This is a genomic window from Aciditerrimonas ferrireducens, assembly GCF_023130475.1.
In the GTDB taxonomy this organism is placed as follows: Bacteria; Actinomycetota; Acidimicrobiia; order Acidimicrobiales; family UBA8190; genus Aciditerrimonas; species Aciditerrimonas ferrireducens.
Genome location: NZ_JAKHEX010000005.1, coordinates 37,278 through 62,700, shown reverse-complemented (window position 1 = coordinate 62,700; position 25,423 = coordinate 37,278). Strand labels below are relative to the sequence as shown.

The window sequence follows — 25,423 nt, the reverse complement described above, 5'->3', positions numbered from 1 at the left end:
CTCGCCGACATCCGGTCAGCCAGGCGCGCTGCGACGACCGAGGCGGTCGGGCCTCAGCGAGCCGAACCAACCACGCCGAGCGGCCGGCCGGCACCGTCCAAGGCCGGTCGGGAGACGTAGAGCTGACAGCAGAGGCCCGGGCCGAGGGCGGCCGAGCCGCCCTCGTGGGCCACGGTGGTCGTCCCGTCGGGCCCTCGCTCCAGCACCTCGAGGTCCCGCCCGGGGACCAGGCCGTGCTCGTCGAGGTACCGCAGGATCGCGAGGTCCAGCTCGACCGCCTCGGTGATGCGGGCCAGCCGGACCCGCTCCCCGGGGACCACCGCGCTGAGGGGCACCTGGGGCTCCTCGGGGGCCGGGGCCCCGGGGATGGGGTTGCCGTGCGGGCAGGTCGAAGGGTTCCCGAGGAGCTCCACCAGCCGGGCCTCGACCTGGTCGCTGATGACGTGCTCCCAGCGCCCGGCCTCCTCGTGGGCCAGGTGCCAGGGCAGGCCGATGACGTCGACGAGCAGCCGCTCGGCCAGCCGGTGCTTGCGGACCACGCTGTCGGCCAGCTGCCGCCCGGCGGGGGTCAGCTCGATGACCCGGCCCTGCCGCCGGACGTAGCCGTCCTCGGCCAGGCGCTCGAGCATCTCGGAGACCGAGGGGGCCGAGCGGCCCAAGCGCTCGGCGATCCGGGCCTGGATGACCGGGGTCCCCTCGTCGGCCAGCTCGCTGATCGCCTCGAGGTACTCCTCGACCGGTGGGTGGTACCCCTCAGCCACGGCCGCAGTGTACGCCGGGCGTCGCTGGTCCCCAGGTCGGCTCAGTGGCCGCCCCAGATGGCCCCGACCAGCATGGCCAGGACGATGGGCGCCACGATGCCCACCAGGACGGCCCCGATCAGGCCGCCGGCGGCCATCCCGAGGGCCATCTTCGTCTGCTCCCGTCGGCTCGGCTTCGGCTCGACGACGGCCATCCCTCGCTCCCTCCGTGGCGTTGGCTGCTCGAACGCTGGTCGCTGGCCACCACCTGGCCGGCGGGGCCGGTGGGGGCGTCCCTAGACTACCCAGGCGATGGCGACCCAGCCTCCCGTCCCGGCCACCCCTGAGGGTCCACGCGGCCTGGACCTCCTGGCCGCCGAGCTGCGGGCGGACGCCAGCGACGTGGCCACCTTCTTCGCGGTGCTGGCCGACAAGCTGGCCGACAGCCTGCCCGGCCGCGTCGCGGTCGAACGCCGGCGACCGGGGTGGCGCCGACCCCCGGAGGTCACCGCCGTCGAGGTCAACCTGGCCGAGGGGGGCGACGGGACGATCCTGCGGGCCGAGCGAGCCGGCCAGGAGCTGCGCTGCAGCGTGGCCCGGTCGGTCCGCGGGGTCCTGGTCTCGAACCGGCCGGTGCCCCCCGACAGCTGGGTGGCGACCTTGGTCGAAGAGCTCGGCGCCTTGGCGGCCCGTTCCGAGCAGACCCGCAGCGCCCTCGGAGGCCTGCTGACGTGAGCCCGGCGAGCACCGAGGAGCCGCCCCCCTCGCCGGCGAGCACCGAGGCGGCGGGAACCGACCCGGCGGGCACCGAGGCCGGCGAGGTGGCAGCGAACCTGGTCGAGGCGGAGCAGGCGTTGCCGGCCGACGCCGTCCGTCGGCTCCAAGAGGTCGGGCCGGGAGGGCGGCGACTGTTCACCTCGGACCTCTCGGTCAACGAGTTCCTGCTGGTGGAGGAGGCCGGCTTCGAGCCGCTCGGGCTGGTCCTGGGCAGCTCCATCTACCAGATCGGCCTGCAGACCCGTCGCTGGAGCCAGTCCCAGGAGCTGGAGCGGCTGACCCAGGCCATGTACACGGCCCGGGAGCTGGCCATGAGCCGCATGGAGGACGAGGCCGAGGTCCTCGGGGCCGACGGCGTGGTCGGGGTGCGGCTGGACGTGAACTACTACGAGTGGGGCCGGCAGACCGCCGAGTTCATCGCCGTGGGCACGGCCGTGCGGGCCCGGGACGGCAGTTCCTGGCGGACCGCGGCCGGCAAGCCCTTCACCTCGGACCTCTCCGGCCAGGACTTCTGGACCTTGCTCCAGTCGGGCTTCGCCCCCTTGGGCCTGGTGCTCGGCACCTGCGTCTACCACGTCGCCCACCGGGGCCTCGGCAACGCCCTGGCCCAGACCGGACGGGCCCAGGAGCTCCCGACCTTCACCCAAGCCCTCTACGAGGCCCGGGAGCGGGCCATGACCCGGATGGAGGACGAGGCCGGCCGCCTGGGGGCCGAAGGGGTGGTGGGGGTCCAGCTGGTCGAGCGGTCCCACCTCTGGGGCAGTCACACCATCGAGTTCCTGGCCATCGGCACCGCCGTCCGGTCCCTGCGACCGGACCACGTCATCCCCCCGCCGGTGCCCGTGGTGCCCATGGACCGCTGAGGTGACCGAACCCCGACGCGCCCCGGGCAGCCGGCTGAGCGTGGCCGAGGCCGCCGCCGTCCGGCGCATGGGCCTGCGCCCGGTCGGCCTGGTCCTGGGCACCGCGGTCCTCCAGGTGGTCTCCTCGGCCTGGGCCGGAGCCGGCCCGGTGTCGGGCAGCGCCCGGCGCTACCCCTGCCAGCACTTCCTGGGGGGGCCCGCCGAGCACTGGGGGTGGAACGTCGAGGACCCGGGCCTGACCGGGAGCGTCCTCGCAGGCTTCGGCCTCGCCTTGGAGCGGGCCCGGGCCGACGCGCTCGGCATGGGGGCCGACGGGGTGGTCGGCCTGGAGCTCACGGTGGACCGCCGGGTCGGGGGGAGCACCGCCTGGACCTTCCAGGCCCTCGGCACCGCGGTCGCCCTGGTCCCCGAGGGCGGCGACCCGCCCCGTCCCAGCCGGACCCCGTTCCTGGCCGCCTTCTCGGGCCGGCAGCTCGAGCGGCTGCTCCTCCAGGGTCTGGTCCCGGTCACGGTGGCCGTGGGCGCGGGCGCCTGCCTGGTGCAGCCCAGCTGCCGGACCCGGGGCGACCCGACCGTGCCCGGACGGGTCGACCAGCGGCGCGACGCCCTGACCCTGGTCCGGGACCGGGCTCGTCGGTCCCTCGAGGCCGCGGCCGAGGAGGCCGGCGGGCAGGTCCTCGGCATCACCTGGCAGGACCTGCGCCTCCCGGGCTGGGGGGAGTCCTGGCTGCAGCTGGCCGAGGCGGTCGGTACGGTCGTCCGGCCCTTCGCCGCCCCCCTGCCCGCCGCGTCCCCCACGGCCACCGTGGCCCTCCGGCCGTGAGCGGCGGCGGTCGGAACCGAACCCAGGAGGCCCTGGCCGCCCTGGCGCAGCCGAACCCCGGAAGGGTCGGCCGGCCGGTCCTCGCCACCCTGGGGCCCGGCGAGCTGGCCCTCCTGGCCGAGGTCGGCCTCGAGCCCCTGGGGCTGGTCGGCGGGTCGGGCTCGGCGAGCTGGAGCCTGGCCGGGGTGGGCAGCGGCGGCGAGGACGGCTGGACCTGGGCCCTGCTCGACGCGCTGGGCGCCGCCCGGGCCGAGCTCGTGGACGAAGCGAGCCGGCTGGGGGCCGACGGGGTCGCCAGTGCCGAGCTGCGCCTGGAGCGGGAGCCGGGGAACCTCCTCACCTGCCAGCTGCTCGGCACGGCCATCCGGGACACCCAGCGCAGGCAGCCGGGGCACGCTCGGCGCCGACCGGCGCCCTTCGCCACCACCTTCGGCCCAGGCGAGCTCCACCTGCTGCTCCGCGCCGGCTACGCCCCCGCCGCCCTAGTGGTCGGTGCGGCGGTGGCCGCGCTCCCGGCCCGGGCGGCCGGCCAGGCCATCGGCTGGTCCCGCAGCGACGGCGAACTGGCCGGCTGGACGGCGGCCCTCTACGAGGCCCGGGAGCGGGCCATGGCCGGCCTGGGGGCCGAGGCGGCGGCTGCTGGTGCCCTGGGGGTCGTGGGGGTGCGCTTCGAGGAACGGCCGGTGGTGTCGGTGATGGTTCGGGCGGTCGAGCTGCTGGTGCTGGGCACGGCCGTGGTCCGGGTCGAGCGGCGGGGCGCGCCCCTGCGCCCCGAGCCTCGGGTCCCCCTCGACGACCCCCCGCCCGAGGTCTTCCAGGGGGGCCGGCGCCGACGATGACCGAGCGTGCCGGCTGTGCTCGCCCTCCCGGATCCTCAGCTGGGCCACAGCCGGGGTTCACCACGGCTTCAGGTTCGGGTGCCACGGTCGGGCCCGTGCGCCCAGGCGGCATCGCGCGATGAGCGGCACCACGGCACCGGCCCGTTGGCTCCGCGAGCTGGCCGCGGCAGTGCCCGGCAGCCGGCTGCTCGGCGACGGGCTGGTGCGGGGTGTCGCCGAGGACAGCCGGGAGGTCCAGCCGGGCTGGCTCTTCGTGGCCCGCCGGGGGACCCGGGCCGACGGGCACCGTTTCGTGGCCGACGCCCTCGAACGGGGGGCGGCCGCGGTGGCCCTCGAACGGCCCCCGGCCACGCCCCTGCGGGTGCCCGTCGTGCTCGTGCCGAACACCGCCGCCGCCCTCGGCCCCCTGGCCGCCTGCTTCCACGGCTGGCCCGCCAACCGACTGGCCCTGGTCGGCGTGACCGGGACGAACGGGAAGACCACCACCGCCGAGCTCGTCCGAGCCTGCCTGGCCGAGGGCGGCCACCAGGTGGGCCTCATCGGCACGATCAGCGTCCGGATCGGCGACGAGAGCCAGCCGGCCCGGCTCACCACCCCCGGCCCGGTCGAGCTCCAGGCCACCTTGCGGGCCATGGCCGAGCGGGGGGTCACGGCCGTCGCCATGGAGGTCTCCTCCCACGCCCTGGACCAGTTCCGGGTGGACGGGACCCGGTTCGCCCTCGCCCTGTTCACCAACCTGGACAGCGAGCACCTCGACTACCACGGCACCATGGAGCAGTACTGGGCGGCCAAGGCCCGGCTCTTCGAACCGGTGCGCTGCGAACAGGGGGTGGTGTGCGTGGACGACCCCTGGGGCCAGCGGCTCGCCGCCCAGGCCCAGGTGCCGGTGCTGACCGTCGGCCAGCGGCCCGACGCCGCCGTCCGCTACCGGGTCGAGGACCGCCTGCTGGCCGGCAGCACCGTCCACCTGGAGGGGCGGCTCGGCCAGGTGGTCATCCCGACCCGAATGATCGGCACGGTGAACGGCGCGAACGTCGCCCTGGCCTACGTGGCCGCCCGCCTCCTCGGGGTGCCCGACGCCTCGGCCCGGGCCGCCCTGGCGGCCTGCCCCCGGCCCCCAGGTCGCTTCGAGCTGGTGGACCTGGGGCAGCCCTTCCTGGTGGTCGTGGACTACGCCCACACCCCCGACGCCCTCGCCTCCCTGGTCGCCACCGCCCGCCGCCTCGCCGGCCCCGAGGGCCAGGTCCGGGTGGTCGTCGGGGCCCGGGGGGGCCGGGACCGCTTCAAGCGGCCCCAGACCGGCAAGGTGGCGGCCAGCGCGGGCTGGGTGGTCCTCACCACCGACAGCCCCGGCGAGGAGGACCCGCTCTCGATCATCGAGCAGCTCCGGATCGGGACCTGGGAGGTCCCCGACGCCGAGGTCTTCGTCGAGCCGGACCGTCGGGCGGCCATCGCCCTGGCCCTGGGCAAGGCCCAGGCAGGCGACGTCGTGCTCATCGTCGGCCGGGGCCACGAGGGGATCCAGCACGTGGGTCGAGAAGCCCTGCCCCTCGACGACCGCGAGGAAGCTCGCCAGGCCCTCGCGGCCCTCGGCTACGGGCCGGCGCCGGCCGGCAGTGCTGGGCGCCGCCGCGGGGGTGCCTGGTGAGCGCCCCGGCCCACTGCCCGGTCTCGGTGGTCCTGCCGGTCCACGACGACCAGGGCACCCTGGCCGAGGCCCTGACCTCGGCCTGCGCCCAGACACCCCCGCCCCTCGAGGTGGTGGTGGTCGACGACGGCTCGAGGGACTCGTCGGTGGCAGTCGTGCGGGCCACCGCGACGGCCCTCGGCTGCCCAGTGCGCGACGGCGCCGGCCCGTCGCCCGCCGCAGCCGACGAGCCCGCCGACCGGCCGGCAGTCGTCCTCGTCCAGCAGGCCAACGCCGGCCCTTCGGCAGCCCGCAACCGGGGCCTCACCCTGGCCCGGGGCGCCTGGACGGCCTTCCTGGACGCCGACGACCGCTGGTTCCCCGGCAAGCTCCGGCTCCAACTGGCCCTCCTGGCGCAACACCCCGACGCGGTGGCCGCGGTCGGCGACTGGGTCCGCCAGGACCAGCCGGCGCCGGTGCTGCCCGAGGACCCCAGTGCGGCGCCGACCCGTCTCCTCCTCGCCGAGGACCTCCTGGTGCTGAACCGCTTCCAGACCTCGACGGTCCTCGCCCGAACCGACCTGCTCCGCCGCATCGGCGGCTTCGACCGGAGCGTCGACGGGGTCGAGGACTGGGACTGCTGGCGCCGTCTGGCAGCACACGGCCCCATCGTGAAGGCCGACCTGCCCCTCGTCGCCTACCGCAACCGGGACGCCAGCTACAGCAAGGACCTCGAGCGGGTCTACCGGGCCGGCCGGCGCATGCTCCAGGGGGCCACCGAGCCCCTGGACCGGGCCGCTCGCCGGCGGCTCCTGGCCTGGCACCACCTGCGCTTCGCCGTGGCCTTCGCCCTGGCCGGTGACCGGCGTCGCGCCCGGGGGTGCCTGGGGCAGCTGGTGGACGACGGCGTCCTCGGGGCCGCCCCCCGGGCCGCCGCCGTCCACCTCGTGCCCTTTCTCGCGAGCCGGCTCCGTCGTCGCCTGGCCGCCCCTGCCACGGGGGAGCAAGCGCCGTGACCGGGACCCGTCCCGCGACCCCGAGGCGGGCCCCGTCCTCGGGCCCGAGGCGGCGGCCCCGAGGCCGGCCCTCGCCCGCCGTGCTGCGCCGACGCCGGCTGGGTGCCCTGGGGCTCGTGCTCGGGATCCTCGGGCTGGCCCTCGGCCTGGGCCTGAGCACGGGCGGCGGAGGCCGGGGAAGCCCCGTGCGGACCCCCGGCGCCGCCCGGGGCTCGGCCCTGGCCAGCAGCGCGCCCGCCACCATCCGCGCGACCCTGGCGAGCTGGCGGCTGCCCACGCCGCTCAGCCGGGCGGGCCTCGTAACCCTCCCCAACGGCACCCTGCTGCTGGTCGGCGGCCTCGACGGCCAGGGCGGTTCGACCGCCGCCCTGCGCCAGGTGGACCCGGCCAGCGGCACGGTCCGGACCGTCGGCCAGCTGGCCCAGGCCACCCACGACGCCGCCACTGCTCTGGTCGGCCACGAAGTGCTGGTCCTGGGCGGCGGCCAGGTGACCTCGACCGCCCTCGTCCAGGGGGTCCCCCTCTCGGGATCGGCCCCAGGCGGCCCGGCTGCCCTGCTCGGGGAGCTGCCCACCGCCCGGTCCGACAGCGAGGCCGTGGTGGTGGGCGGCCAGGCGCTGGTGGCCGGCGGCTGGGACGGGACCAGCGGCACCGGGGCCGTGCTCGCCACCACGGACGGCACGAGCTTCCGGACCCTCGCCCAGCTCCCCCACCCGGTTCGCTACCCTGCGCTGGCGGTCGTCGGGCACACCCTGTGGGTCCTCGGTGGCCTGGCCGCGAGCAACGGGGCCAGCGGCCAGCCGGTGGCCACGATCCAGCGGGTGGACCTCGCCACCGGCCAGGCCAGCCTCGCCGGCGACCTCCCCGAGCCCCTGACCGGAGCGGCGGCCGTCGACCTCGCCGGCCACCTCCTGCTCGTCGGGGGCCGCACCGCCACCGGCGACAGCACGGCGGTCTTCGGGCTCGTGCCCCAAGGCGGCTCGGCCACCGATCCTCGGACGCTGCTGGCCCGGCCGGTCGGGCAGCTCGCCCAGGGCGTGGCCCACGCCGCGGTCGGGGTCGTCGGGCACACCGCCTGGGTGCTCGGCGGCGAGACCGCCGGGACGCCGGTCGCGACCGTCCAGGCCCTCCGTCTTACCGCCTCCTGACCGGTTCCTGGACTCCTTCCATTCTGTTGGCCGGTGGCCGGTAGAGTGGGCGGGTGCACCAGGGAGAAGCGGCGCTGGGCAGTCGCGCCTGGGCGGTCGGGCTGCTGCGGACCGCTGGCCTGCGCGTCACCGCGACCCGGACGGCGGTGCTCATGGTGCTGGCCGAACGGCCCCACGCCGCAGCCGAGGAGGTCCTGGTCGAGGTGCGCCGCCGGATCGGCTCGGCCTCCACCCAGGCGGTCTACAACGTCCTCGCGGCCCTGAGCGCCGCGGAGGTGGTCCGCCGGATCGAACCGGCCGGCAGCCCGGCCCGCTACGAGGTCCGGGTCGGGGACAACCACCACCACGTGGTCTGCCGGCGCTGCGGCGCCACGGCCGACGTGGACTGCGTGGTAGGTCGTCGGCCCTGCCTCACCCCCTCCGAGACCCACGGCTACCTGGTCGACGAGGCCGAGGTCACCTTCTGGGGGCTCTGCCCGGCCTGCGCCGGCACGGACCAGGAGCTCGAGGCGACCCGGTTGGCGGCCGGCCCCTGAACCCGGGCAGGATCCGCCGGTGACCGAGGGCGCGGCGAGCTGGGAGCGGCGGGGCTGGGCCGAGGTCAAGGACGCGGTCACCCCCCGGGCAGCGCTCTTCGTCGTCGGGGTCCTGGCCCTGCAGCTGGGGTTCATCACCTCGTTCCTCGGGGCCTTCCACCACCCCACCCCCCACCGGGTGCCCCTGGCGGTGAGCGGGCCGCCCGCCGAGGTCCAAGCGGCGGTCCGCCTCCTCGACCGCCTGCCCGGCCATCCCCTGGCGGCGTCGCCCGTGGGCAGCCCCGGGATCGGGCGACGAGACCTGCTGGACCAGCGGGTCGACGGGGTCCTCGAACTCCGCTCGCCGACCACCGTGCGCCTCGAGGTGGCCAGCGCCGGCGGACCCTCGGTGGCCCAGGCCCTCGAGCAGGTGCTGGGCGACGTGGCCGTGGGCGCCCACCTCCACCTGGTGGTCCAGGACCTGGTCCCGCCGGTGCGGGGGGACTACGACGGGCTCTCGGCCTTCTACCTGGTGATCGGCTGGACGGTCGGCGGCTACCTGGTCGCCAGCCTGCTCGGGGTGACCGCCGGCAGCCGCCCGGCGAACCTCGAGCGGGCCCTGGTCCGCCTCGGGGCCCTCGGGCTCTACGCCGTGGTCTCGGGCTTCGCCGGCGCGGCCATCGCCGGACCGGGCCTCCACAGCCTGCCGAGCGACGTCGCCGCTCTCGGGGCCCTCGGCGCCCTGCTGGTCTTCGCGGCCGGGGCCTTCACGGTGGGCCTCCAGGTCCTGGCCGGCACCATCGGCATCGGCCTGGCCATCGTGCTCTTCGTCGTCCTTGGCGACCCGGCAGCCGGCGGGGCCTTCGGCTGGTCCCTGCTGCCGGCCTTCTGGCGGGACCTCGGGCCCTGGCTGCCGACCGGGGCGGCCACGGCCGCCACCCGGACCATCGTCTACTTCGACGGGAGAGGGGTGCTCCCCCGACTGCTCGTCCTGGGCGGCTACGCGCTCGCCGGGGTCGTGCTCACCTTGGCGGCCCTCCTGCCCCGCCTAGACCGGGACGAGCTCGCCCCCGACGGGACGAGCGGGCCGGCCTCGGCCTGACGGTCCTGCGACCGGCTCGGTAGGGTCGAAGCGCGTGAGCCCCCGCCAAGCCGAGCGCAGCGACGCGGCCCCGCCCCCCGAGGGGATCCTGCGACCGGTGGTGAGCGGCCTGCGACCGCGACTGGCGATCGAGCCGGGGTGGCCGGTGGACCGGAAACGGGTGGTCGGCGAGCCCGTCGTGGTGCAGGCCGACGTGGTGGTCGACGGCCACGACCTCGTGCTGGCCTGGCTGGCCTGGCGGCGGCCGGGCACCGAGCGCTGGGGCCGAACCCCGATGCAGCCTCTGGGCAACGACCGCTTCGAGGGGGCCGTCTCCTTCGACGAGCTCGGCCGGTTCGAGCTGGCCGTCGAGGCGGCCGTGGACGTCGTGGGCAGCTGGGCCCGGGCCTTGGCGGCCAAGCGCCGAGCCGGTCAGCCCTGGGCCCAGGACGCGGCCGTCGGGGCCAGCCTGCTCGCCGAGGCGGCCGAGCGGGCCCGGGGAGCGGACCGACGCGCCCTCTCGGCTGCGGCTCGCCAGCTGGCCGAGGCCGCCTCCGCGGAGGACCTCGACGGGATCGACCTGCCGGCCCTCTGCGCCCTGGCCAGCCGCCACCCTGACCAGACCCGGGTAGTGCGCAGCCCGGCCGGCACGGTCTGGGTCGACCGTCCCCTCGGCGGGGCCTCGGCCTGGTACGAGCTGTTCCCCCGATCGGCCTCGCCCGACCCGTCCCGGCCCGGGACCCTGGCGGACGTCGCCGCCCTGCTGCCCGAGCTGGCCGAGCTGGGTGTCGACGTCCTCTACCTGCCGCCGATCCACCCCATCGGCCGCACGAACCGCAAGGGCCGGGACGGGGCCCCGGTCGCCGGCCCCGGGGACCCGGGCAGCCCCTGGGCCATCGGCGGCCCCGAGGGGGGCCACGAGGCGGTCCACCCCGAGCTCGGCACCGTGGAAGACGTCGTCGAGCTGGCCAAGGCGGCCCGGCGCCTCGGCATGGAGCTGGCCCTGGACCTGGCCTTCCAGTGCTCGCCCGACCATCCCTGGGTCCGCCAGCACCCCGAATGGTTCCGGCACCGGCCCGACGGGACCATCGCCTACGCCGAGAACCCCCCGAAGCGCTACGAGGACGTCTACCCCCTGGACTTCGAGTCCCCGGCCTGGCCGGCCCTGTGGGAAGCCCTCGCCGAGGTGGTGGAGACCTGGGTGGCCCGAGGCGTCACGGTCTTCCGGGTGGACAACCCCCACACGAAGCCGGTGCGCTTTTGGGTCTGGCTCATCGAACGGGTGCACCGGTCGCATCCCGAGGTGCTGTTCCTCGCCGAGGCCTTCACCCGGCCCCGGATGATGGAGCTGCTGGCCCAGGTGGGCTTCAGCCAGTCCTACACCTACTTCACCTGGCGGGAGCAGAAGTGGGAGCTCGAGGAGTACCTGCGGGAGCTGACCGAGAGCGAGCTCGCCGAGTACTTCCGGCCCTGCTTCTGGCCCAACACCCCCGACATCCTCCCCCGGCACCTCCAGGCCGGCCAGCGGGCGGCCTTCGTGACCCGGCTGGTCCTGGCCGCCACGGCCAGCTCCTGCTACGGGGTCTACGGGCCGGCGTTCGAGCTCATGGAGCACGAGCCCCGGGAACCCGGCTCCGAGGAGTACCGGCACTCGGAGAAGTACGAGGTCCGGCACTGGGACCGCCACCGGCCCGACAGCCTGGCCCCGGTGCTGGCGCTCTTGAACCGGATCCGCCGGCGCCACCCCGCCCTGCGCCAGCAGCGCTTCCTCCAGCTCCAGCGGGTGGACAACGACCAGCTCCTGGCCTTCGCCAAGACCGCCCCGGTGCCCCCGGCCCTCGACCCCGAGGCGCCCGCCCCCTTGAGCCCCTGGCCCACGAGCGCCGAGCCCGCCAGCGGCACCGGGGGCCGGCCGGCCCCCTGGGCCCTGGAGCGGGGACCGGTGGGCGACGTGATCCTGACGGTCCTCAACCTCGACCCCGTCTTCCGGCAGACTGGGTGGGTGGAGCTGGACCTCGACGCCCTCGGGCTGCCGACCGAGCAGCCCTTCGTGGCCCACGACCTCCTGACCGACCAGCGCTTCCGCTGGCAGGGTCCTCGGAACTTCGTCGCCCTGGACCCCGCCGAGTGGCCGGCGCACGTCCTGCACCTGACCCCGTTGTCCCACGACCGGTGAGCATGACCGTCCTGCGGAGCGAGGACGGGGAAGAGCGCGCCGCGTCGCCCCTCGTGGGGCTGGCCGGCGACCCCGAGCGCTGGTACAAGGACGCCGTCATCTACGAGGTCCACGTCCGGGCGTTCCAGGACAGCAACGGGGACGGCATCGGGGACTTCCGGGGGCTGACCTCGCGCCTGGACTACCTCCAGGACCTGGGGGTCACCGCCGTCTGGCTCCTGCCGTTCTACCCCTCGCCCCTGCGGGACGACGGCTACGACATCTCGGACTACCGGCGGGTCAACCCCAGCTACGGCAGCCTGCGGGACTTCCGCCTCTTCCTGCGCGAGGCCCACCGGCGGGGCCTACGGGTCATCACCGAGCTGGTCGTGGCCCACACCTCCGACCAGCACCCCTGGTTCCAGCGGGCCCGGCGGGCCCCGGCCGGCAGCGCGGCGCGGGACTTCTACCTCTGGAGCGACACCCCGGACCGCTTCGCCGACGCCCGCATCATCTTCAAGGACTTCGAGACCTCGAACTGGACCTGGGACCCGGTGGCCGGCGCCTACTACTGGCATCGCTTCTACTCCCACCAGCCGGCCCTGAACTACGACAACCCCCTGGTCCGCCAGGCGGTGCTCGACATCGTCGACTACTGGCTGGCCATGGGCGTCGACGGTCTGCGGCTCGACGCCATCCCCTACCTCTACGCCCGGGAGGGCACCACCTGCGAGAACCTGCCCGAGACCTTCGCCTTCCTGCGGGAACTGCGCCGCCACATCGACGAGCGCTTCGAGGGCCGGATGCTGCTGGCCGAGGCGAACCAATGGCCCGAGGACGCCGCCGCCTACATGGCCGACGGGGTCACCTGCCACATGGCCTTCCACTTCCCCCTCATGCCCCGGATGTTCATGGCCGTGGTCCAAGAGGACCGGTTCCCCATCGTGGACATCCTGGCCGAGACCCCACCGATCCACGAGTCCTGCCAGTGGGCCCTGTTCCTGCGGAACCACGACGAGCTGACCCTCGAGATGGTGACGGACGAGGAGCGGGACTACATGTACCGGGCCTACGCCCGGGACCCCCAGGCCCGAGTCAACGTCGGGATCCGCCGCCGCCTGGCCCCGCTCCTCGGCAACGACCGTCGGCTCATCGAGGTCATGCACGCCCTGCTCTGCTCCCTGCCGGGCACGCCGATCCTCTACTACGGCGACGAGATCGGCATGGGGGACAACATCTACCTGGGGGACCGCAACGCGGTCCGCACCCCCATGCAGTGGAGCGCGGACCGCAACGCCGGGTTCTCGACCGCCAACCCCCAGCAGCTCTACCTGCCGGTGGTCATGGACCCCGAGTACCAGCCCCAGGCGGTCAACGTCGAGGCCCAGCGGGCCAACCCGGCCTCCCTGTGGTGGTGGATGAAGCGCCTCCTGGCGGTCCGCAACCGCCACCGGGCCTTCGCCCGGGGCAGCTTCGTGAACCTCCGCCCCGAGAACCGCAAGGTGCTGGCCTTCCTGCGGATCCACGAGGACGAGCACCTCCCCTCTCGGCGTACCGCAACGCCGTGCCGGTGGAGCTCTTCGGGGGGACCGAGTTCCCCCCGGTCGGGGACCTGCCCTACCTCGTGACCCTCGCCCCCTACGGCTTCTACTGGTTCGCCCTGAGCCCCCAGCCCACCCCGGCGCCCCGGGCCCTGCCGAGCTTCCGGACCGAGCAACGCTGGACCGAGGTGCTCACTGGCCGGCAGCTGACCCGGCTCCAGCAAGCCCTCGGCCCCTACCTGAGCGCCCAGCGCTGGTTCCGGGACAAGGCCCGGGGGGTGCGCAGCGTCAGTGTGGCCGACGCCGTCCCCCTCGAGGGCCTGGCCCCGGCGGCAGCCGGCGACCCCGACCGGGACGACGCCGGCCAACCCGGCCCGGTCCTGGCCGTCTTGCACGTCGAGCTGCGCGAGGGCGAGCCGGAGACCTACCTGCTGCCCCTGGCTTGGTGGCCCGGCAGCCGGGGCGAGGAGCTCCACCGCTACCACCCCGAGGCGGTCGTGGCGGAACTGACCGTCGGGGAGCGCCACGGCTACCTGGTCGACGCGGCCCGCGACGAGCGGGCCAGCCGGGCCCTCGTGGCCCAGGTTGGCCGGCGCCGACAGGTCCCCGGCCGGCACGGCGCCCTGGCCGGGGTGCCGGCCCCCCCGGCCCGCCGGCTCCTCGGCGGGGCCCTCGAAGCCCCCGCCCGGCTGGTCGGCGGCGACCAGTCCAACACGTCGGTGGTCCTCGGCGACCAGGTGGTGGCGAAGCTGGTGCGCCAACCCCAGCCCGGGACCCACCCCGGCGTCGAGGTCGGCCGGTTCCTGGCCGAGCGGGCCCGTTTCCCCCACAGCCCTGCGGTCGTCGGGTCCCTCGAGTACCGGCCAGCGGCCGGGGAGCCCATGACGGTGCTGACGGTCGAGGAGTACCGGGCGAACGAGGGGGACGGCTTCAGCTACGTGGTCGACGCGCTCCGCCACGGCCTCGAACAGGCCGCGGCGCACCCCGAGGAGCTCGAGCACCTCCGCCTCGCCGAGGGCCACGTCGGGCAGCTCGCCGTCTCGGATCACGCGGTGCCCGACCACTGGCTGATCGGCCCCCACCTGGAGTGGGCCACCCTGCTCGGCCAGCGCACCGCCGAGCTGCACCGCGCCTTGGCCAGCGACCCTGAGCACCCGGCCTTTGCGCCCGAGCCCCTGACCGCCACCGACCGCCAGGCCATGTACCAGGCGAGCCGGGCCCTCCTGCGCCGGACCCTCCGGCAGCTGCGGGCCCTGCCCGACCGGCACCCCCTGGTCGACGAGGTCCTCGGGGCCGAGCACCGGATCCTCGCCGCCCTGCGGCCCCTCGCCATCAACCGGGTCGAGGCACCCCGGATCCGCTGCCACGGCGACTACCACCTCGGACAGGTCCTGTGGACCGGCAAGGACTTCGTCATCATCGACTTCGAGGGGGAACCGGCCCGCTCCCTGACCTACCGGCGGATCAAGCGGCCGGCCCTCACCGACGTGGCCGGCATGGTCCGCTCCTTCCACTACGCCGGCCAGCTCGCCGCCGCCCAGGTCGCCGAGCAGCTCGGCACCGGCGGCGGACCCGACGGGCTCCAGGGCGCGGTGACGCTGTGGTACCAGGCGGTGGCCGTGGTGTTCCTCCGCGCCTACCTGGAGGTCGCCGGCCCGGCCCGGGTGGTCCCCCCGCCCGAGCAGCTGCCCCTGCTGCTCGACTTCCTCTTGCTCGACAAGGCCATCTACGAGCTGGGCTACGAGGCCAACAGCCGACCGGAGTGGACCTGGGTCCCCGCCGCCGGGGTCCTCGAACTGCTGGCCGACCAGCCGTGAGCCCCCGCTCCGGCGAACCCCTCGCCGCCCTGGCCCGCGCCCTCGGCGTCCAGGTCCGCTGGACGGCGAACGACGGGCGGCGCCACCGAGTGCCGCCCGAGTCCCTCTGCGGCGTGCTCCGGGCCCTCGGGGTCGACCTGGCCGGCCCGGCCGACGCGCCGGCGGCCCTAGCCGCCCTCGAGGCCGACCGACGGGCGGCCCTCCTGCCGCCGCTGCTCGCCGGTCGGGTCCACCCCGGGGGCGGGACCGGGCCGGTCGTGCCCCTCCACACCGAGGCGCTGCCGGCGAAGGCCACCGTGACCGTGGTCCTGGAGGACGGCGAGACGCGCTCGGCACCCGCCCCGGCGCTGCTCCGTCCCGGCCCGGCCGGCGCCGCAGCCGACCCGGGACGAGCCCGACTCGACCTCGCCCGCCTCGGTCCCCTCCCCCCCGGCTACCACCGCCTCGTCCTCGAGGGTCCCGGCCTCACCGCCCAGGCCACCCTCGTCCTCGCCCCCCGCCGCCTCGCCCCCCCGGCCCGCCGCTGGGCGGTCTTCGCGCCCCTCCACGCCCTGCGACAGGACCCCGACAGCGGCCTCGGCCGCTACCCCGACCTCGCCGACCTGGCCCGAAGCGCCCAGGAGAGCGCCGGGACGGCCGAGCCGCCCCTCGTCGCCACCTTGCCCCTGCTGGCCGGCCTGCTCGACGGGGAGGACGCCGACCCGAGCCCCTACCGACCCGCCTCCCGCCTGGCCCTCGCCGAGCACTACGTGGCCCCCTGGGCCCTCGACGAGCTGGCCGCCAGTCCCGAGGCCCGCGCCACCCTGGCGGGGCTCGCCGAGGAGCGCCGCCGGCTGGCCGCCGCCGACGACGCCGACCACCAGGCGGCCTGGGCTGCCACTCGAGCGGTCCTCGAGCCCCTGGCCGCCGACCTCCTCCACGGCCGACTCGGTCCCGGACGCCTCGCAGCCTTCGGCCGGTGGCTCGGCTCCCGACCCCTCGTCGTCGCCTACGCCTGGTACCGGGCCCTGCGAGCCGCAGGCCGCCATCGCCAAGGGGCCGACGCCGGTCTCCAGACCCTCCCCCCGGGGCTGCGGGCCGCCCTGGCCCCGGCGGCAGCCCTGCCCGACCCGGGCCAGCCAGCGGGTCTGGAGCCGGGGGCCGTCGGCGAGGTGCTCGCACTGGCCCGCCAGGTCCCGGCCTTCGGCCTTGCCCTCTACGCCCAGTGGGCCGCCGAACGGCAGCTGGCCGCCGTGGCCGAGGACCAGGACCTGCTCGCCGACCTGCCCGTCGGGGTCCACCCCGGGGGGTTCGACCCCTGGTGGCTGCCCCATGCCTTCGTCACCGGGGCCAGCTGCGGGGCACCGCCCGACGCCTTCTTCGCCTCGGGCCAGGACTGGGGCCTCGCCCCCCTGCACCCCCTGCACTGGCCGAGCGCCGGCTCCCGTTACCTGGCGGCCTCGATGCGCACCGCCCTGCGCTTCGCCCGGGTGCTGCGCATCGACCACGTCATGGGCCTCCACCGCCTCTGGCTCGTGCCCCCAGGCGGGTCGGCCGTCGACGGCTGCTACGTCCGCTACCCGGCCGCCGAGCTGCGGGCCGTGGCCGTCCTCGAGGCCAGCCGGGCCGGGGCGGCGGTGGTCGGCGAGGACCTCGGGACCGTCCCCCGCCGAGTCCGCCAGGCCATGGGGACCGACGGCATGCTTCGCACCTGGGTCTGGCAGTTCGCCGCCCGCCCCGACGACCCCCTGCCAGCCGTCCCCGAGGACGCCCTGGCCAGCCTGGGCACCCACGACACCCCGCCCTTCGCCGCGTTCCTCGAGGAACCCGGCGAGGAACGGGCGGCGCTGCGGGCCCGGCTCGGGGGGGACCTCGACGCCGCCCTCGGTCGCTGCCTCGAGCACCTCGGCCCCAGCGCGGCCCGCCTCGCCCAGGTCGACCTGGCCGACCTCCTCCTCGAACGCCGACCCCAGAACCGCCCGGGCATCGCGGCCGGCAGCTTCCGCCTCCGCCACCCCGCGCCGCCCCGCACCCTGCTCGCCGACCCCCGAGCCCGGCGGCTGCTCGGCCAGCTGGCGGCCACCCGGCAAGGAGGGACCCGATGAACCCGCTGCCCGAGGACCCCTTCGAAACCTCGGCCCTGAGCGACCTCGACCTCTACCTCTTCGCCGAAGGCACCCACCGGCGCCTCGGGGAGAAGCTCGGCGCCCACCCCCGCCGCCACGGCCCCCCCGCGACCCGCTTCTGCGTCTGGGCCCCCAACGCCCAGGCAGTCTCCGTGGCCCACGACCACAACGGCTGGCAGGCCGGCGTCGACCGCCTCGAGCCGGTCGGCTCCTCGGGGCTCTGGCACGGCGTGATCGAAGGGGTCGGCCCCGGCACCCGCTACAAGTACTGCCTGGTCGACCGCCACGGTGCCCTCCGCTGGAAAGCCGACCCGATGGCGGCCCACGCCGAGCGGCCCCCCGCCACCGCCTCGGTGGTCTGGGACCTGGCCTACCAGTGGGGAGACGACCAGTGGATGGCCACCCGGGCGGCCCGCAGCGCCCTGGACGCCCCGGTCAGCATCTACGAGGTCCACCTGGGGTCCTGGCGCCGCGACCCGGCCGAGCCGGACCGCCTGCTGTCCTACGCCGAGCTCGCCGAACCGCTCGTCGAGCACGTCCTCGCCCAGGGCTTCACCCACGTCGAGTTCCTGCCCGTCATGGAGCACCCCTTCTCGGGCTCCTGGGGGTACCAGGTGACCGGCTACTTCGCCCCGACCTCCCGCCACGGCACCCCCCAGGACTTCATGGCCCTCGTCGACCGGCTCCACCAGGCGGGCATCGGGGTGATCCTCGACTGGGTGCCCTCCCACTTCCCCCTCGACGAGGCCGGCCTCGCCCGCTTCGACGGCACCCACCTCTACGAGCACGCCGATCCCCGCCAGGGCTACCACCCTGACTGGGGCACCGCCGTCTTCAACTACGACCGCCACGAGGTCCGGGCCTTCCTGCTCTCCTCCGCCCACCACTGGCTGGGCCGCTACCACGCGGACGGCCTGCGGGTCGACGCCGTGGCCTCCATGCTCTACCTCGACTACTCCCGGCCCGAGGGCCAGTGGGTGCCCAACGCCTACGGGGGCCGGGAGAACCTCGGCGCGGTCGCCTTCCTCCAAGAGCTCAACCGCAGCGTCTACCAGGACCACCCCGGGACCCAGACCTACGCGGAGGAGTCCACCGCCTGGCCCCAGGTGTCCTGGCCGACCGACGGCGGCGGCCTGGGCTTCGGCTACAAGTGGGACATGGGCTGGATGCACGACACCCTCCGCTACCTCCAGCGGGACCCCGTGCACCGGCGCTGGCACCACCACGAGCTGACCTTCCGCTCCCTCTACGCCGAGACCGAGCACTTCGTCCTGCCCCTCTCCCACGACGAGGTGGTCCACGGCAAGGGCTCCCTGCTCGCCAAGATGCCCGGCGACCACTGGCAGCGCTTCGCCAACCTCCGGCTCCTCCTCGCCTACCAGTGGGCCACCCCCGGCAAGAAACTCCTCTTCATGGGCCAGGAGTTCGGCCAATGGCAGGAGTGGCGCCACGACCAGAGCCTCGACTGGCACCTCCTCGCCGAGCCCGCCCACCAAGGCGTCGCCCGCCTCGTGGCCCAGCTCAACCGCTGGTACCGCCAGCTGCCCGCCCTCCACCAGCGCGACGGTGAGCCCGGCGGCCTCCAGTGGGTCCTGGCCGACGACGCCGAGCACAGCCTTTACGCCTTCCTCCGGGTCGGCGAGGCCGGCCGGGTCGCCCTCGTGGTCCTCAACGCCACCCCGGTCCCCCGACCCGGCACGGTCCTCGAGGTGCCCCACCCGGGCCCCTGGCGGGTGGTGCTGAACAGCGACCGCGCCGCCTTCGGGGGCAGCGGGCTGCGCACCGACGGACGCCCCGAGGCCGACCCGACCCCCGAGGAGGTCCTCGCTGGGCCCCAGCCCGCAGGAGCCCAACCGGCGGCCCTGACCCTCCTCGTGCCGCCCCTCGCCGCCTGCTGGCTCGTGCCCCTCGAGCAGCTCCCCCACGACGAACGAGACCAGCGATGACCACCAACCTGCGGGTCTGGCCCGGCAACCCCCACCCCCTCGGGGCCCGCTGGGACGGGGAAGGGGTGAACTTCGCCCTCTACTCCGAGCACGCCACCGGCGTCGAGCTCTGCCTCTTCGAACGGCCCGAGGACGGCGAACCGAGTGCCGTGGTGGCCATGCCCGAGGCCACCGACCACGTCTGGCACTGCTACCTGCCCGACGCCCGCCCCGGCATGCTCTACGGCTACCGGGTCGACGGCCCCTACGCGCCCGAGCAGGGCCTGCGCTTCAACCGGGCCAAGCTCCTCCTCGACCCCTACGCCTTCGCCATCACCGGCACCATCCGCTGGAGCGACGAGCTCTTCGGCTACCGCGTCGGGGACCCCGCCGGGGACCGCTCCTTCGACGAGCGCGGCTCCGCGGCCAACATGCCCAAGTGCGTCATCGTCGACCCCGCCTTCACCTGGGGCGACGACCGTCCCCCCCGGACCCCCTGGAACCGGACCGTCATCTACGAGACCCACGTCCGGGGCATGACCATCCAGCACCCCGGGGTGCCCGAACGCCTCCGCGGCACCTTCCTCGGCCTCTCCTCCGACGCCGTCATCGACCACCTCCTCGCCCTCGGGGTCACCGCCGTCGAGCTCATGCCCGTCCACCACTTCGTCGCCGACCGCCACCTCGTCGACCGGGGGCTCACGAACTACTGGGGCTACAACTCCATCGGCTTCTTCGCCCCCCACGTCGGCTACGCCACCGCCGGGCTCGGCCAGCAGGTCAGCGAGTTCAAGTCCATGGTCCGGGCCCTCCACCGGGCCGGCCTCGAGGTCATCCTCGACGTCGTCTACAACCACACCGGGGAGGGCAACGAGCTCGGCCCCACCCTCTCGTTCCGAGGCATCGACAACCCCACCTACTACCGACTCGACCCCGAGGACCCCGCCCGCTACGTCGACTTCACCGGCACCGGCAACAGCCTCAACCTCGTCCACCCCCGCACCGTGGCCCTCATCATGGACAGCCTCCGCTACTGGGTCACCGACATGCACGTCGACGGCTTCCGCTTCGACCTCGCCCCCGTCCTCCTCCGGGGCCTCGGCGACGGCCGCCGCAGCGCCTTCTTCGAGGTCGTCCAGCAGGACCCGGTCCTCTCCCAGGTCAAGCTCATCGCCGAGCCCTGGGACGTCGGCCCCGACGGCTACCAGCTCGGCCGCTTCCCCCCCGGCTGGGCCGAGTGGAACGGCGCCTACCGCGACTGCGTCCGCCGCTACTGGCGCGGCGACCCCGGCCAGCTGCCCGAGCTCGCCTCCCGCCTGGCCGGCTCCAGCGACATCTTCGCCCCCTCCGGGCGCCGCACCTACGCCAGCGTGAACTTCGTCACCTGCCACGACGGCTTCACCCTCGAGGACCTCGTCAGCTACGAGCAGCGCCACAACGAGGCGAACGGCGAGGACAACCGCGACGGGGCGGCGGAGAACTACAGCCGCAACTGGGGGGTCGAGGGCCCCACCAGCTCGGTCCGCATCCAGCGGCTCCGCCAGCGCATGAAGCGCAACTTCCTCGCCACCCTCTTCCTCTCCCAAGGGGTCCGCATGCTCCTCGGCGGCGACGAGCTCGGCCGGACCCAGCGCGGCAACAACAACGCCTACTGCCAGGACAACGAGGTCAGCTGGTTCGACTGGGACCGCTCCCCCGAGGACCACGAGCTGGCCGCCTTCGTCCGTCGCCTCGCCCGCCTCGTCGCCGAGCAGCCGGTCCTCCGCCGCCGCGACTTCTTCACCGGCCGGCCCCTCGGACCCGAGGGCCCGAAGGACCTCACCTGGCTCCGGCCCGACGGCCAGGAGATGCAGGAGGAGGACTGGGCCAACCCCGAGGCCCGGGCCCTCGGCATGCTCCTGTGGGGCAAGGCCGCCGACGAGCTCGACGAGCGGGGCCGCCGCCAGGTCGGCGACACCCTGCTCGTCCTGCTCAACGCCGATCCCCGGCCCGTCCCCTTCACCCTCCCCCGCCTCGACCCCCCCGGCCACTGGGTCGAGCTCCTCCACACCGCCCGCCCGCTGCGCCGCGCCGTCCCCACCGGACCGATCAGTCTGCCCGGCCAGTCCCTCGCCGTCCTCCGCCACGGGCGGGAGTAGGGAGTAGGGGCCCGGGGCGGGCGGGCTCGGGAGGGGTGGCAGGGGGCCGGAGGGACCCCGAATCACAACGATTCACACAAACTCCACAACGGCAACCGAACACCCCTGGTCCCCGCAGCCCCCGCCTCCCGACGCCCTTGGTTATCATTTCGCTAAAGCTGAAGGGAGGAGGGGGCGTGGCCGGGATCCTGGAGCTGTCGGCCGCGGTGGTCGACGAGCAGCGCACCGACTTGCCGGTCCACCGGGTGACCCAGGAGCTCTCCGAGCTCCGGGAGGACCTGGCCCTGGTGGAGTCCTTCGGGCACCTGGTGGCCCTGCGGACCGACGACGGGCTGGTGGTGCTGGACACGAGCTCGCGCTGGTCGGCCCCGGCGGTGCTCGAGGCCCTGCGACGCTGGGACCGGGGGCCGGTCCGGACGGTGGTCTACACCCACGGCCACCTGGACCACGTCGGCGGGTCGGGTCTGGTGCTGGCGGAGGCCGAGGCGGCGGGGCATCCCCGTCCGACGGTGGTGGCGCACCGCCAGGTCCCGACCCGCCTGGCCCGCTACCGGACGATGCCGGGCTGGACCGCGGAGGTGAACCGCCGGCAGTTCGGCTGGCTGGCCGAGCGCTCCCGGATCGGGGAGCGGCCCGAGGGGCCCGAGGCGATGCTGGCGCTGCTGGACGGGGTGGCCCTGCCGGATCGGACCTACGAGGACCGCCTGGACCTGGAGGTCGGGGGAACGCCGCTGGCGCTGCACCACGGCCGGGGGGAGACCGACGACCACACCTGGGTGTGGCTGCCGGAGCAGCGGGCGGTGTGCTGCGGGGACTTCGTGATCTGGCACTTCCCGAACGCCGGGAACCCCCAGAAGGTCCAGCGGTACCCGGACGAGTGGGCCGCGGCCCTCCGGGCCATGGACACGCTGGGGCCCGAGCTGCTGGTCCCGGCCCACGGCCTGCCGGTGGCGGGCCGGGAACGGGTCCACCGGGTGCTGGACGACATCGCCTCGGCCCTCGAGACCCTGGTGGACCAGACCCGGGCCCTCATGGAGGCGGGCTGCCGGCTCGACGAGGTGATCCGCCAGGTCCGACTGCCCGAGGACACGCTGGCGAAGCCCTACCTGCGCCCCCTCTACGACGAGCCGGAGTTCGTGGTGCGGAACCTCTGGCGGCTCTACGGCGGCTGGTGGGACGGGAACCCGGCCCACCTGCACCCGCCGGAGGAGGCCGCCCTGGCGGCGACCGTGGCCCGGCTGGCCGGGGGGCCCGGGGTGCTGGCCGCGGAGGCCCGGCGGCTGGCCGGCGAGGGAGAGCTGCGCCTGGCCGGAGAACTGGCCGAGTGGGCGGTCCTGGCCGACCCGGATGACCCCCTGGTCCTGGCGACCCGGGCCGAGGTAGCCGAGGCCCGCTTCGCAGCCGCCACCTCCCTCATGGCGAAGGGCATCTACCACGACACGGCCGCCTGGGCCCGGCGCCGGCTCGAGCAGGGTCAGGCCGACCGGGTGGGGGGCGGATCGACCTGAGGGGGAGACGGAAGCAGGTCGACGCCGGCGCCGGGCCGATGGCGGGGGGTCAGGCGTCCTTGCGGAGGACGGCCTCGATCTCGAGGTGGATGGTGACCTTGTCCGAGAGGATCATGGCGTTGTCGGCGCCGGGGATCGGGCCGTTGTAGCTGACGTTGAAGTCGTTGCGGTCGATCTCGGTGGTCGCCGAGAAACCGGCCCGGGTGCCGCCGTAGGGGTCGGGGGTGAAGCCGTTGACCTCGAGCGCCAAGGTGACCGGCCGGGTGACGCCCCGGATGGTGAGCTCGCCGTCGACCAGGAACTGGTCGCCGTTGGGGCGGATGCCGGTCGAGCGGAAGGTGATGGTCGGGTAGTGCTCGGCGTCGAGGAAGTCGGCCGAGCGGATGTGCTGGTCCCGCTGCTCGTTGCCGGTGTTGATGGAGGCGGCCTCGATGGTGGCCTCGACGCTGGAGGCGAGGGGGTCCTCGGCGGTCACGATGGTGGCGCTGAAGCGGTCGAACTTGCCCCGGACCTTGCTCACCACCATGTGGCGGACGACGAAGGTGACCTCGGAGTGGACGACGTCGGCGTCCCAGGTGCCGGCGACGTAGCCGGGGATGGTGACGGCAGTGCTCATGGCTCCTCCTTGCTGACCGCTGCCTCGCAGCGGATCGAGATGGACGGGTGCATCGATCACCCTGCAACCCATCGTACCCGTCAACTATTGCAGTCGCAACGAGTTTGTGCAGAGGGGCTGGTAGCCTGGGCGGGTGCGCTCGGCACGCCAGGTCCCCTTCCCGCCCCCCGGCCCCGAGGGCCGTCGGCGGCGGCTCCTGGTCCTGGTGATCTGCAGCGTCAGCCTGTTCATGACCTACGTGGACAGCACGGTGCTGAACGTGGCCCTGCCGACGATCGGCCGGGCCTTCCGGGCGGACGTGGCCAGCCTGCAGTGGGTGGCCGACGCCTACCTCTTGGTGCTGGCCACCCTGCTGATGCTCTCGGGGGCGGTGGCGGACCGGATCGGACGCCGTCGGGTGTTCACCACCGGCCTGCTGCTGTTCAGCCTGGGGTCCCTGCTCTGCAGCCTGGCCCCGGGCACGGGGCTGCTGGTGGCCTTCCGGATGCTCCAGGCCCTGGGTGGCTGCATGCTGACCCCGGTGTCGCTGTCGATCGTCCGGCAGGTCTACACCGACCCGGCCGAGCGGGCCCGGGCCCTGGGGATCTGGAGCGCCGTGTTCGGCCTGGGGGTGGCGTCGGGCCCGATCATCGGGGGGCTGCTGGTCGCCGCGGTGGGCTGGCGGTCGGTGTTCTGGGTGAACGTGCCGGTCGGGGTGGCCGCCTGGGCCGCGGCCCGGCGGTTCGTGCCCGAGTCGAAGGCGCCTCGGCCGCGGCGGCCCGACCCGGTGGGCCAGGTGCTGGCCATGGTGCTGCTCGGGGGTCTGACCTTCGGTCTCATCGAGGGGCCCGACAGCGGGTGGCTCCACCCGGCGGTCCTCGGGGCCCTGGCGGCCGCCGGGGTGGCGCTGGTCGGCCTGGTGGTGGTGGAGGGTCGGCAGCTCGAGCCGCTCGTCGAGCTGCGCTTCTTCCGCAGCCCGCCGTTCTCGGCGGCGAACGCGGTCGCCATCCTGGGCTTCTTGGCCCTCTCGGGCTTCCTCTTCGTCACCACCCTCTACCTCCAGGAGGTCCGGGGGGACTCGGCTCTGCTGGCCGGGGTGAGCCTGCTGCCGGCCACCACGGTCATCGCCGCCTCCTCGCCGGTGGCCGGCCGCCTGGTGGCCCGGCTCGGTCCCCGCTTGCCGCTGGTCCTCTCGGGCCTGGGCCTGGCGGCCGGGGCGGCCCTGCTGCTGGACCTGACCCCGACCACCCCCTACCTGCAGCTGGCCGGGGCCTACGTGCTCTTGGGGCTCGGCTTCGGCCTCATGAACCCGCCGATCACGAACACCGCGGTGAGCGGCATGCCCCCCGAGCAGGCCGGGGTGGCCTCGGCCATCGCCTCGAGCTCGCGGCAGGTCGGCAACGTGCTGGGCGTGGCGGTCATGGGGGGCCTGGTGAGCACGGCGGCGTTCGCCAGCGGGCACCTGCCGGTGGCGGACCGGGCCAGCTTCGCTGCCGCCACCCACCTGGCCTGGTGGGCCACGGTGGCCTGCGGCCTCGGGGCTGCGGCGATCGCCGGGGTCTGCGCCGGCCCCTGGGGCCAGCGGCGAGCCCGGGCCATCTACCAGGACCCCCCGAGCCCGGAGCCGGCCGGGGTCACCCTGGGGGCGGGCGCCGAGCCCTAGCCGGCCGCCTGGTTCGAGCCGGTCGAGGGATCGGCCGCGCCGACCCCGAGGGACTCGGCGAGCTCGGGGTGGGCCCGGCAGAGCAGGGCGTGGACCTCGGTGGTGAGGCGGAGGCGCTCCTGCTCGAGGCGGTGGCGACGACGGTTCTGGCGGATGAGGTGCAAGGTGCCGCCCGCCGCGATGCAGGCCCCGACGTCGCTGGTGACGTTCGTGTAGTTGCCCCCGATGAGCTCGGCCTTCGCGCTGACCGTCACGCCGAGGAGCGGGAGGACCACGAGGTAAAGCCCGAGGGCGAGGAGGAGCAGGACGTGGACCTTGCTGGAGAGGGCCCGGGGGATCACCTGGAGGGCCCGCTCGAAGCGGGTCATGGGTGCCGCGAGGGCGGTGAGGCTCCCCGTACCGTCCTGGTCCGGCGCGGTGGTCGGCTCGCCCGGGGGGTCCGTCGAGGCGGGGGGACGGGGGATCGGGTCGCCGGGGGCCGGCTCGCCTCGAGGAGGGTCCGGGACTGTGGGCATGACGAGGCTCCTTCCGTCGCCCGACGGGGGTC

General features: G+C 75.1%; 19 protein-coding genes and 1 pseudogene. 16 read left to right on the top strand and 4 right to left on the bottom strand.

Annotated elements, in window-relative coordinates; translation table 11 throughout:
• Positions 1 to 53: 53 nt before the first annotated feature.
• Complete coding sequence (locus tag Acit_RS05010) at positions 54 to 761, bottom strand: metal-dependent transcriptional regulator (RefSeq protein ID WP_248106400.1); 708 nt, start codon at positions 759 to 761, stop codon at positions 54 to 56.
• Between the two features lie 41 nt (positions 762 to 802).
• Positions 803 to 955 carry a hypothetical protein gene (locus Acit_RS05005; protein ID WP_248106397.1) on the bottom strand — a complete coding sequence of 51 codons (153 nt, stop codon included), beginning with the start codon at positions 953 to 955 and terminating at the stop codon, positions 803 to 805.
• Between the two features lie 97 nt (positions 956 to 1,052).
• Here Acit_RS05005 and Acit_RS05000 point away from each other — a divergent pair, with 97 nt between their 5' ends.
• The 15 genes and pseudogenes from Acit_RS05000 to Acit_RS04925 all read left to right on the top strand — a co-directional run bounded on the left by Acit_RS05000 (position 1,053) and on the right by Acit_RS04925 (position 22,618).
• Positions 1,053 to 1,475 (top strand): hypothetical protein, encoded by a 423-nt coding sequence (locus Acit_RS05000; RefSeq protein ID WP_248106394.1) that lies wholly within the window; start codon positions 1,053 to 1,055, stop codon positions 1,473 to 1,475.
• A gap of 86 nt (positions 1,476 to 1,561) precedes the next feature.
• On the top strand, positions 1,562 to 2,380 hold the full coding sequence (locus Acit_RS04995) for a heavy metal-binding domain-containing protein (protein WP_376746010.1): 819 nt from the start codon (positions 1,562 to 1,564) through the stop codon (positions 2,378 to 2,380).
• A 1-nt stretch (position 2,381) separates the two neighbouring features.
• Complete coding sequence (locus Acit_RS04990; RefSeq protein WP_248106392.1) at positions 2,382 to 3,203, top strand: hypothetical protein; 822 nt, start codon at positions 2,382 to 2,384, stop codon at positions 3,201 to 3,203.
• On the top strand, positions 3,200 to 4,042 hold the full coding sequence (locus Acit_RS13505; RefSeq protein ID WP_248106389.1) for a heavy metal-binding domain-containing protein: 843 nt from the start codon (positions 3,200 to 3,202) through the stop codon (positions 4,040 to 4,042). The genes Acit_RS04990 and Acit_RS13505 overlap by 4 nt, the downstream gene beginning before the upstream one ends.
• A gap of 118 nt (positions 4,043 to 4,160) precedes the next feature.
• Entirely contained in the window at positions 4,161 to 5,690 is a 1,530-nt protein-coding gene (locus Acit_RS04980) for a UDP-N-acetylmuramoyl-L-alanyl-D-glutamate--2,6-diaminopimelate ligase (RefSeq protein ID WP_248106386.1), read from the top strand.
• Positions 5,687 to 6,685 (top strand): glycosyltransferase family 2 protein, encoded by a 999-nt coding sequence (locus Acit_RS04975; protein ID WP_248106383.1) that lies wholly within the window; start codon positions 5,687 to 5,689, stop codon positions 6,683 to 6,685. Before Acit_RS04980 ends, Acit_RS04975 begins: the two co-directional genes overlap by 4 nt.
• Positions 6,686 to 6,765: 80 nt before the next feature.
• Complete coding sequence (locus tag Acit_RS04970; protein WP_248106368.1) at positions 6,766 to 7,833, top strand: Kelch repeat-containing protein; 1,068 nt, start codon at positions 6,766 to 6,768, stop codon at positions 7,831 to 7,833.
• Positions 7,834 to 7,886: 53 nt separating this feature from the next.
• Complete coding sequence (locus tag Acit_RS04965; protein ID WP_312709685.1) at positions 7,887 to 8,369, top strand: Fur family transcriptional regulator; 483 nt, start codon at positions 7,887 to 7,889, stop codon at positions 8,367 to 8,369.
• A gap of 19 nt (positions 8,370 to 8,388) precedes the next feature.
• On the top strand, positions 8,389 to 9,450 hold the full coding sequence (locus Acit_RS04960; RefSeq protein ID WP_248106366.1) for a hypothetical protein: 1,062 nt from the start codon (positions 8,389 to 8,391) through the stop codon (positions 9,448 to 9,450).
• A gap of 34 nt (positions 9,451 to 9,484) precedes the next feature.
• A complete protein-coding gene (locus Acit_RS04955) occupies positions 9,485 to 11,605 on the top strand; it encodes an alpha-1,4-glucan--maltose-1-phosphate maltosyltransferase (RefSeq protein ID WP_248106364.1) in 2,121 nt (706 codons plus the stop codon).
• Positions 11,606 to 11,607: 2 nt separating this feature from the next.
• Positions 11,608 to 14,942: pseudogene (gene treS / locus Acit_RS13860) on the top strand (maltose alpha-D-glucosyltransferase).
• Positions 14,939 to 17,026, top strand: a complete 2,088-nt coding sequence (locus Acit_RS04940) for a 4-alpha-glucanotransferase (protein ID WP_248106361.1) — start codon at positions 14,939 to 14,941, stop codon at positions 17,024 to 17,026. The pseudogene treS and the gene Acit_RS04940 overlap by 4 nt, the downstream one beginning before the upstream one ends.
• Complete coding sequence (gene glgB / locus Acit_RS04935) at positions 17,023 to 18,993, top strand: 1,4-alpha-glucan branching protein GlgB (RefSeq protein ID WP_248106359.1); 1,971 nt, start codon at positions 17,023 to 17,025, stop codon at positions 18,991 to 18,993. Before Acit_RS04940 ends, glgB begins: the two co-directional genes overlap by 4 nt.
• Positions 18,990 to 21,110 (top strand): glycogen debranching protein GlgX, encoded by a 2,121-nt coding sequence (gene glgX / locus Acit_RS04930; protein ID WP_248106346.1) that lies wholly within the window; start codon positions 18,990 to 18,992, stop codon positions 21,108 to 21,110. The genes glgB and glgX overlap by 4 nt, the downstream gene beginning before the upstream one ends.
• A 176-nt stretch (positions 21,111 to 21,286) precedes the next feature.
• Positions 21,287 to 22,618, top strand: a complete 1,332-nt coding sequence (locus tag Acit_RS04925) for an alkyl sulfatase dimerization domain-containing protein (protein WP_248106342.1) — start codon at positions 21,287 to 21,289, stop codon at positions 22,616 to 22,618.
• A gap of 49 nt (positions 22,619 to 22,667) precedes the next feature.
• On the opposite strand, the gene Acit_RS04920 is transcribed toward Acit_RS04925, so the two are convergent.
• Positions 22,668 to 23,234 carry a YceI family protein gene (locus Acit_RS04920; protein WP_248106340.1) on the bottom strand — a complete coding sequence of 189 codons (567 nt, stop codon included), beginning with the start codon at positions 23,232 to 23,234 and terminating at the stop codon, positions 22,668 to 22,670.
• 133 nt (positions 23,235 to 23,367) lie between these two features.
• Here Acit_RS04920 and Acit_RS04915 point away from each other — a divergent pair, with 133 nt between their 5' ends.
• Complete coding sequence (locus Acit_RS04915) at positions 23,368 to 24,876, top strand: MFS transporter (RefSeq protein ID WP_248106337.1); 1,509 nt, start codon at positions 23,368 to 23,370, stop codon at positions 24,874 to 24,876.
• Here the strand turns inward: Acit_RS04915 and Acit_RS04910 are convergent.
• Complete coding sequence (locus Acit_RS04910) at positions 24,873 to 25,391, bottom strand: hypothetical protein (RefSeq protein ID WP_248106334.1); 519 nt, start codon at positions 25,389 to 25,391, stop codon at positions 24,873 to 24,875. The two genes, Acit_RS04915 and Acit_RS04910, sit on opposite strands and share 4 nt — an antisense overlap.
• Between the last annotated feature and the right edge of the window lie 32 nt (positions 25,392 to 25,423).